This is a genomic window from Pseudomonas brassicae (genome assembly GCF_010671725.1).
In the GTDB taxonomy this organism is placed as follows: domain Bacteria; phylum Pseudomonadota; class Gammaproteobacteria; order Pseudomonadales; family Pseudomonadaceae; genus Aquipseudomonas; species Aquipseudomonas brassicae.
The window spans coordinates 1-8,585 of record NZ_JAAHBU010000247.1; the positions used below are offsets into that span (position 1 = coordinate 1).

Consider the following 8,585-nt stretch of genomic DNA (forward strand, 5'->3'; position numbering starts at 1 on the left):
CTGGTACATGGCCTTGTAGGTCGCCTCGTCGGTCAGCGTGGTGGCCGCAACCTCGGGACGAACGGGATACAGGGGAGCCGCACTCATCTTTGTTACCTCGGTGTAATAGTTGTTTTTGTATGACCTCGTTTTAACTGTACCAGAGCGGCAATGGCCATTCGACGTTGGTAGTAACACGGCCGGCTTTTCGACCTACCGCCCTCGGGCAGGGCTCTGGCGTGCACCTTTTGGGGAAAACCTCGGTGCCAAAATAAAACCGGCGCCGGCCACTGCCGCGATTGTTACAGTTTCTGCCAACAGTGTTTATCAAAACCCCCTCTGTTTCAGGCGCAGCCATACTCCTAAACTCCACCACGCCAGCAACGGCAACGCGAATTAACTGGTAACAGCCCCCACGAAGGCACGTTAATCCCGCGACAACTAACACATTTCATTCTGCTGCTGTACACGCCGCGCCATAAGTGCAGCGTGCCCCCTTACGCCCTTAGACAGGTAATTTAAAAATGAAAGCTTTACTGGTATTGGCACTCGGCAGTTTTTGCGCATCGGCCATGGCGGCTGAAGTTGCAGATGTTTGCGCCGAGCAGATTCCGGTTGAACAGTACAGTTACTCGCAACATCTGGACATCGCCAAAGTCATCTCCATGACCGAAGTCCCGAACGTTTGCGAAGTGGTTCCGGCCCGCATGACCTATGAAGACTCGCAGGGCCAGCGACACATTCTTGAATACCGCGTCATGGGTAACGGGTGCTCCAACGGCTGACAGAACACACAGACGGTAGTTGCGCCCCGGGTGATACTTTCACGGGGCGCACCGCCCTCGACTACAGCAACTTTCCCAGCCCTGCTTTTTTACGTGAGCGACTTGCCCAGCGCATAATCGCGCAACTTGTTGGCAATTGTCGTATGCGATACCCCCAGGCGTTTGCCCAGCGCGCGACTACTGGGAAACTCGTCCTGCAAACGTTCAAGTACCGCTTTTTCAAAGCGACCGACTATTTGTGCCAGGTCGCCTTCCAGCGAGAACTCGCCCAACGGTTGGCGCGCGCCATAATCCGGCAGGCGAATGTGTTCGGCCTTGACCACCCCGCCCTCGCATAACGAGACCGCCTGGAACAATACGTTTTCCAGTTGCCGCACATTGCCCGGCCAGTGGTACTGGCTCAGACGCTCCATGGCAGCGGGTGCCAGGCTCGGCAACGGGCAGCCGATCTGCCGGCTGGCCTGGTCCAGAAAGTGCTCCACCAGCGGCGACAGGCCATCCAGGCATTCACGCAGCGGCGGGATATGCAGCGACAACACGTTGAGCCGGTGATACAGGTCCTGACGAAACTCGCCACGGGCACACAACTCCGACAAGTCGACCTGGGTCGCACAGATCACCCGCACATCCAGGTACACCTCCTCATCGCTGCCCACACGGCGAAAACAGCCATCCTGCAAAAAGCGCAGCAGCTTGACCTGCAGCCGCGGGCTCATCTCGCCCACACCATCCAGAAACAGCGTGCCGCCGGCCGTCAGCTCCAGCAGGCCAAGCTTGCCCTCGGCCCGCGCACCTTCGAATGCACCCGGCCCATAACCGAACAACTCGGTCTCGGCCATCGACTCTGGCAGGCCCGCGCAGTTGAGGGCCATCAGCGGCGCCTGTCCGCGCGGGCTGGCCAGGTGGCAGGCACGCGCCAGCAGTTCCTTGCCCGTGCCGGTCTCGCCCTCGATCAGCAGCGGCGCATCCAGCGGCGCCATGCGCCGCGCCTCACGTACCACCGCCGCCATCACCCGCGAGCTCTGGAAGATACTGTCGAAGCCGCGCAACTCCTGTTTACGCACGTTGTAGATACGCTCGCCGATACGGTCGGCACGGTGCAGCGTCAACACTGCCCCCGCCAGCGCTTCGCTGTCGTCGTGCTCCGATTGCAGGGGCGCAATATCGGCAAGGAACACGTCGCCCTTGACCTTGACCCGCAGCCCGTTGATCCGCGATTTGTTGGCACGCACCAGCTCCGGCAGGTCAAAGTCTTCGGCGTAGCGCGACAGCGGTATGCCCGGCACCTCATCCACCCGCACCCCCAGCAACTGCGCCGCTGCACGGTTGGCCGCAACAATCGAGCCGCCCATGTCGATCGACAGCACCGGAAAATCCAGCGCACCGAGCAAGGCATTGAGCTCCATGTGCCGACGCTCGCTGGGCATCAGGCCGACGCGCTTGACCCCGAACACCCCGGTGATCGCCTCGAACTTGGGGCGCAAGGCCTGGAACTGCAGGTTGATCAGGTTCGGGCAATGCAGGTAGATGGCATTGCCATGCTCACCGCCCACCTCGCCGCGAGCGACGTTGATGCCGTACTCCACCAACAGGTTGAGGATGTCACGCAAGATGCCAATGCGGTTCTGGCAATGCACTTTGATACGCATGAAGGGTCCTGGAAGGCAGTAAGACACAGCCACAATCTGCAGCGTGGCACGAATTTTCGTAAAGAATACGTTACAAAAACCCTGATAGACAACGCCGACAAGCGCCCGTTTTTCGGACTTTCGGCAAAATCGTAAAATCTGCGTTACAAAAATACGGATTCAGCGCGAGCCCGCACACCGCACCCCTGATGCAAACGCCACGCTCAGAGGCTATTCCTAGGGCATGGCGCAAGCCCACCCAATAACAATAAAAGCCCTCATCAGGAGAGCAGCATGAAACAGACGCACTACGTGGCCCGCGAGCCCGATGCGCAGGGTTTTATCGATTACCCGCCGCAGGAACATGCGGTGTGGAATACCCTGATCACCCGCCAACTGAAGGTGATCGAGGGTCGCGCGTGCCAGGAATACCTGGACGGCATCGAACAGCTCAACCTGCCCCATGACCGCATCCCGCAACTGAGCGAGATCAACCAGGTGCTGGACGCCACCACTGGCTGGCAGGTTGCCCGGGTGCCGGCCCTGATCCCCTTCCAGACCTTTTTCGAATTGCTGGCCAGCAAGCGCTTTCCGGTAGCGACCTTCATTCGCACCGAGCAAGAGCTCGACTACCTGCAAGAGCCAGACATCTTTCACGAAATCTTCGGCCACTGCCCGCTGCTGACCAACCCCTGGTTTGCCGAGTTCACCCACACCTACGGCAAGCTCGGCCTGGCTGCCACCAAGGAACAGCGCGTTTACCTTGCCCGCCTGTACTGGATGACCATCGAATTTGGCCTGGTAGACACCCCGCAGGGGCGCAGGATCTACGGCGGCGGCATTCTCTCGTCGCCCAAGGAGACCGTCTACAGCCTGTCCGATGCACCCGAGCACCAGGCCTTCGACCCGCTGGAGGCCATGCGCACGCCCTATCGCATCGACATCCTGCAGCCGGTGTACTTCGCCCTGCCGGAACTCAAGCGCTTGTTCGACCTGGCCCACGAAGACATCATGGGCATGGTGCAACGGGCCATGCAGCTGGGCTTGCACGCCCCCAAATTCCCACCCAAGGCGGCCGCTTGAGCCGCCCTGTACACCTATAACAACCACTTGCGGAAGACTCACCTATGAACGCCTTGAACCAAGCCCATTGCGAAGCCTGCCGTGCCGACGCGCCACAGGTCAGCGACGAAGAACTGCCGGTATTGATCAAGCAGATCCCGGACTGGAACATCGAAGTGCGCGACGGCATCATGCAGCTGGAAAAAGTGTTCCTGTTCAAGAATTTCAAGCACGCCCTGGCCTTCACCAATGCGGTCGGCGATATATCCGAAGCTGAAGGCCACCACCCTGGCCTGCTGACCGAATGGGGCAAGGTCACCGTGACCTGGTGGAGCCACTCGATCAAGGGCCTGCACCGCAACGACTTCATCATGGCCGCGCGCACCGACGAGGTCGCCAGTACCGCCGAAGGTCGCAAGTAATGCACTTCGGCGCCATTGCGCGCGTACCAGGCGACCCGATTCTGGGGCTGATGGAGGCTTACGCCAACGACCCCAGCCCACACAAGTTCGACCTGGGTGTCGGCGTGTTCAAGGATGCCCAAGGCCTGACCCCGGTACCGGCAGCCGTGAAACAGGCCGAACAGCGCCTGCTCGACAGCCAAACCAGCAAGAGCTATGTGGGCGGGCATGGTGACGTGGCCTTCGGGCAGCTGATCACGCGCCTGGTCATGGGCGACGACGCGCCGCTCATCGCTGCCGCTCGTGTGGGCGCCACACAGACGCCGGGCGGTACCGGCGCCCTGCGCCTGGCCGCCGAGTTCCTGCGCCAGTGTCTGCCGGGGCGCGGTATCTGGCTGAGCGATCCGACCTGGCCGATCCATGAAACGATCTTCGCCAGCGCAGGCCTTCAGGTTGGTCATTACCCCTATGTAGGGGCCGACAACCGCCTGAACGTGGCCGGCATGCTCGCGTCCCTGGAAGCGGCGCCCAAGGGCGACGTGGTGCTGCTGCATGCCTGCTGCCACAACCCGACCGGCTTCGACCTGTCACAGCACGACTGGCAGGCCGTGCTCGAGGTGGTCAAGCGGCGCGAACTGCTGCCGCTGATCGACTTTGCCTACCAGGGCTTTGGCGACGGGCTGCAAGAAGATGCCTGGGCAGTGCGGCTGTTCGCTGCCGAACTGCCGGAGCTGCTGATCACCAGCTCCTGCTCGAAGAACTTCGGTTTGTACCGCGAGCGTACCGGCGCCTTGCTGGTATGCGCCGACACCGCCGAGCGGCTGCAGAATGTACGCAGCCAACTGGCGCTGCTGGCACGCAACCTGTGGTCGACGCCGCCGGACCATGGCGCCGCCGTGGTGGCGACGATTCTCGGCGACGCGGCGCTCAAGCGCCTGTGGGTCGAGGAAGTCGAAGCCATGCGCCAGCGCATTGCCACGCTGCGTATCGGCCTGGTCGAGGCGCTCGAGCCGCACGGCCTGAGCGAGCGTTTTGCGCACATTGCCGAGCAACGCGGGATGTTCTCCTACACCGGCCTGTCGCCACAGCAGGTGGCGCAACTGCGCGAGCGGCACAGCGTGTACATGGTCGGCACCGGCCGGGCCAATATCGCCGGCGCAGATGCCTCGCGGCTGCAGGTGCTGGCGGCGGCCATCGCTGACGTCTGTCGCTGAACCTTGCGCCGGCAAGGCCGGCTCCTACACACAACGTAGCACCTGTAGGAGCCGGCCTTGCCGGCGAAAGGCTCAGCCCTGCCAGCACCAATCGGCAGGAAAATTCATACTGTCATCCAGACTCCTGTATCCTGCCCAGGCTTTAACAGAGCCAAGCGCGCCTTGCGCAGCCTTTCCACCTTTAAACTTGCGAGGAACGACGAGATGCATGAAATCCCGAATCTTCCCTTCCCAAGCCTGAACCAAGTCGAGCAGCCTGCTGCTCCTCTCAGCGCCGAACCTGCCCACGTGGCCGATTCCGATGGCGACGAAAACCCGAGCGCCGAACAGGAATAACCGCGCACTACCCGGCGTGTGAAAACCACTACGACAGGGGACGACCCCGGCAACGGGTTTTCACACCGCCAAGAACCTCCCCCGCCCCACACCGGTCTATGATAGGCACTCAGCCTGTCAACTCCCGGACTCTCCATGCCTGATACACCGCGCCCCCTGGCGGTCACCCTGCAAGTCGTCTCCATCGTCCTGTTCACCTTCATCGGCTACCTCAATATCGGCATCCCCCTGGCCGTGCTGCCCGGCTACGTGCACAACACCCTGGGCTACGGCGCCGTGGTCGCGGGCCTGGTGATCAGTGTGCAGTACCTGGCCACATTGCTCAGCCGCCCGTACGCCAGCCGCATCATCGACAACCTGGGCAGCAAGCGTGCGGTAATGTATGGCCTGGCCGGCTGTGGCCTGAGTGGCATATTCATGCTGCTGGCCGCCTGGCTGCAAGCCACGCCCTGGATGAGCCTGACCAGTTTGCTGGTTGGGCGCCTGGTACTGGGCAGCGCAGAAAGCCTGGTGGGCTCGGGTTCGATCGGCTGGGGCATCGGCCGGGTCGGCGCGCAGCACACCGCCAAGGTGATTTCCTGGAACGGCATCGCCAGCTACGGCGCACTGGCCATCGGCGCGCCACTGGGCGTGGTACTGGTGCAGCAGTTGGGCTTGTGGAGCATGGGCCTTAGCATCGTGCTGCTGTGCACACTCGGCATTGTGCTGGCCTGGCCCAAGCAGGCCGCACCGATTGTCAGCGGCGAGCGCCTGCCGTTCCTGCACGTACTGGGCCGGGTATTCGGGCATGGCTCGGGGCTCGCGCTGGGCTCGATCGGCTTTGGCACCATCGCCACCTTCATCACCCTGTACTACGCCAGCCAGTCCTGGAACAACGCGGCGCTGTGCCTGAGCCTGTTCGGCGCCAGCTTCATCAGCGCACGCCTGCTGTTCGGCAACCTGATCAACCGCATCGGTGGCTACCGCGTGGCCATTGCCTGCCTGTCGGTAGAGACCATCGGCCTGCTTCTGCTGTGGCTGGCGCCCAATGCCGAACTGGCGCTGGCGGGGGCAGCATTGAGCGGCTTCGGCTTTTCGCTGGTATTCCCGGCACTTGGCGTCGAGGCAGTGAACCTGGTGCCGGCGTCCAACCGCGGCGCGGCGGTGGGTGCCTATTCGCTGTTCATCGACTTGTCACTGGGGATTACCGGGCCATTGGCTGGCGCCGTGGCCGCAGGCTTCGGCTTTGCTTCGATCTTCCTGTTTGCGGCCATCGCCGCCTTCGCCGGGCTGCTGCTGAGCCTGTACCTGTATCGCCAGGCCCGCCTGCACCCGAGGCACCACGAGCAAACGCCTCAGTAGTCGACCTTGCCGCGCCCGGCCTTGATCGACCCGCGCTTGCTCTTGGATTCCAGGCGGCGCGTCTTGGAGCCAAGCGTCGGGCGGGTCGGGCGCCGTGCCTTGTCGATCTTCACCGCGGCCAGGATCAACTCGCGCAGGCGTTCCAGCGCATCCGCGCGGTTCTGCTCCTGGGTGCGGTACTGCTGGGCCTTGAGCACGATCACGCCGTCACTGGTGATGCGGCTGTCGCGCAACGCCAGCAGACGCTCCTTGTGAAACGGTGGCAACGATGAGGCGTGGATATCAAAGCGCAGGTGCACGGCGCTGGAGACCTTGTTGACGTTCTGCCCGCCCGCGCCCTGGGCGCGGATGGCGTTCAACTCGATCTCGGCATCGGGGATGTGCACGGCGTTGGAAATGATCAGCATGGGTCTGGCTTTACCGGGATAGGCCATCAGGATACGCGCCTGCCCACGCAAAACCAAAAAGCCCGGCACTGAGCCAGGCTTTTGGTTGCAGCAAGGCCGCGCTTACTTCAGCGCCGCGCTTGCAGCCGTGGCGGCGCCTTGGGCGCTGCGCCGGGTCTTGAGCCAGTAGAAACCACCCATCACCAGCAACCACACCGGGATCGCGAACACCGATACGCGGATACCCGGCATCAGCAGCATGATGCCCAGGATGAACACCACGAACGCCAGGCAGATGTAGTTGCCGTACGGATACATCAGCGCGCGGAACAGCGTTTTCTGGCCCGTGCGGTCCATGTGCTGGCGGAACTTGAGGTGCGAGTAGCTGATCATCGCCCAGTTGATCACCAGGGTCGCCACCACCAGCGACATCAGCAGCTCAAGGGCGCTGTGCGGCATCAGGTAGTTAAGCAACACCGCTACCACGGTGACGGCCGCCGAGGCCAGGATCGAACGCACCGGTACGCCGCGCTTGTCGATCTTGGCCAGGCCGGCCGGCGCATCACCCTGCTCGGCCATGCCGTAGAGCATACGGGCATTGCAGTAGGTGCCACTGTTGTACACCGACAGCGCCGCCGTCAGTACCACGAAGTTGAGGATATGCGCGGCAGTGTTGCTGCCCAGCAGCGAGAACACCTGCACGAACGGGCTGGCACTGTAGGCATCGCCGGAACTGGTCAGGCTGCTAACCAGGCTGTCCCACGGGGTCAGCGACAACAGCACCACCAGCGCACCGATGTAGAAGATCAGGATACGGTAGATGACCTGATTGATCGCTTTGGGGATCACGGTCTTCGGCTTGTCGGCCTCGGCTGCGGTGAAACCGAGCATTTCCAGGCCGCCGAACGAGAACATGATGATTGCCATGGCCATCACCAGCCCACCCACGCCATGCGGGAAGAAGCCGCCATGGGCCCACAGGTTGGTGACCGAGGCCTCAGGGCCGCCGCCGCCGCTGACCAGCAGGTAGCTGCCCAAGCCGATCATGCCGACGATCGCCAGCACCTTGATGATCGCGAACCAGAACTCCGCTTCGCCGAAGACCTTGACGTTGGCCAGGTTGATCGCATTGATGAGGATGAAGAATGCCGCTGCCGAGGCCCAGGTCGGTATGTCCGGTGCCCAGTAGTGAACGTATTTGCCCACGGCCGTCAGTTCCGACATGCCCACCAGGATGTACAGCACCCAGCAGTTCCAGCCCGACAGAAAGCCTGCGAAACCGCCCCAGTACTTGTGGGCAAAGTGCGCGAAGGAACCCGCCACCGGCTCTTCGACAATCATCTCGCCCAGCTGGCGCATGATCAGGAAGGCGATGAAGCCGCAGATGGCATAGCCGAGGATCATCGACGGGCCCGCCGACTGCATCACCCCGGCCGACCCCAGGAACAGCCCG

General features: G+C 62.5%; 9 protein-coding genes. 6 read left to right on the plus strand and 3 right to left on the minus strand.

What is annotated here, in order from left to right; genetic code table 11:
- Nucleotides 1–503 precede the first annotated feature (503 nt).
- A complete protein-coding gene (locus tag G3436_RS16920; protein WP_163947165.1) occupies nucleotides 504–764 on the plus strand; it encodes a DUF2790 domain-containing protein in 261 nt (86 codons plus the stop codon).
- 89 nt (nucleotides 765–853) lie between these two features.
- Here the strand turns inward: G3436_RS16920 and G3436_RS16925 are convergent, their stop codons facing one another.
- Entirely contained in the window at nucleotides 854–2,413 is a 1,560-nt protein-coding gene (locus tag G3436_RS16925; RefSeq protein ID WP_163947167.1) for a sigma-54-dependent transcriptional regulator, read from the minus strand.
- A 273-nt stretch (nucleotides 2,414–2,686) separates the two neighbouring features.
- Between G3436_RS16925 and phhA the strand changes: the two genes are divergently transcribed.
- The 5 genes from phhA to G3436_RS16950 all read left to right on the plus strand — a co-directional run bounded on the left by phhA (nucleotide 2,687) and on the right by G3436_RS16950 (nucleotide 6,746).
- A complete protein-coding gene (phhA, locus tag G3436_RS16930) occupies nucleotides 2,687–3,475 on the plus strand; it encodes a phenylalanine 4-monooxygenase (RefSeq protein WP_163947171.1) in 789 nt (262 codons plus the stop codon).
- Between the two features lie 44 nt (nucleotides 3,476–3,519).
- Nucleotides 3,520–3,876 carry a 4a-hydroxytetrahydrobiopterin dehydratase gene (locus G3436_RS16935; protein ID WP_163947174.1) on the plus strand — a complete coding sequence of 119 codons (357 nt, stop codon included), beginning with the start codon at nucleotides 3,520–3,522 and terminating at the stop codon, nucleotides 3,874–3,876.
- Nucleotides 3,876–5,069 carry an amino acid aminotransferase gene (locus G3436_RS16940; protein ID WP_163947177.1) on the plus strand — a complete coding sequence of 398 codons (1,194 nt, stop codon included), beginning with the start codon at nucleotides 3,876–3,878 and terminating at the stop codon, nucleotides 5,067–5,069. The genes G3436_RS16935 and G3436_RS16940 overlap by 1 nt, the downstream gene beginning before the upstream one ends.
- Before the next feature lie 57 nt (nucleotides 5,070–5,126).
- Complete coding sequence (locus G3436_RS16945; protein WP_163947162.1) at nucleotides 5,127–5,405, plus strand: hypothetical protein; 279 nt, start codon at nucleotides 5,127–5,129, stop codon at nucleotides 5,403–5,405.
- A gap of 135 nt (nucleotides 5,406–5,540) precedes the next feature.
- A complete protein-coding gene (locus G3436_RS16950) occupies nucleotides 5,541–6,746 on the plus strand; it encodes an MFS transporter (RefSeq protein ID WP_163947180.1) in 1,206 nt (401 codons plus the stop codon).
- On the opposite strand, the gene arfB is transcribed toward G3436_RS16950, so the two are convergent.
- Entirely contained in the window at nucleotides 6,740–7,153 is a 414-nt protein-coding gene (arfB, locus tag G3436_RS16955; protein WP_163947183.1) for an alternative ribosome rescue aminoacyl-tRNA hydrolase ArfB, read from the minus strand. The genes G3436_RS16950 and arfB overlap by 7 nt on opposite strands.
- A gap of 102 nt (nucleotides 7,154–7,255) precedes the next feature.
- Nucleotides 7,256–8,585 (minus strand): amino acid permease (locus G3436_RS16960; RefSeq protein WP_163947186.1); only part of this gene is annotated, 1,330 nt, incomplete at its 5' end.

Coding starts and splice junctions, on each gene's coding strand:
- phhA (WP_163947171.1), top strand. CDS start 2,687: ATGAAACAGACGCACTACGTGGCCCGCGAGCCCGATGCGCAGGGTTTT.
- G3436_RS16940 (WP_163947177.1), top strand. CDS start 3,876: ATGCACTTCGGCGCCATTGCGCGCGTACCAGGCGACCCGATTCTGGGG.
- G3436_RS16950 (WP_163947180.1), top strand. CDS start 5,541: ATGCCTGATACACCGCGCCCCCTGGCGGTCACCCTGCAAGTCGTCTCC.
- G3436_RS16925 (WP_163947167.1), bottom strand. CDS start 2,413: ATGCGTATCAAAGTGCATTGCCAGAACCGCATTGGCATCTTGCGTGAC.
- G3436_RS16935 (WP_163947174.1), top strand. CDS start 3,520: ATGAACGCCTTGAACCAAGCCCATTGCGAAGCCTGCCGTGCCGACGCG.
- arfB (WP_163947183.1), bottom strand. CDS start 7,153: ATGCTGATCATTTCCAACGCCGTGCACATCCCCGATGCCGAGATCGAG.
- G3436_RS16920 (WP_163947165.1), top strand. CDS start 504: ATGAAAGCTTTACTGGTATTGGCACTCGGCAGTTTTTGCGCATCGGCC.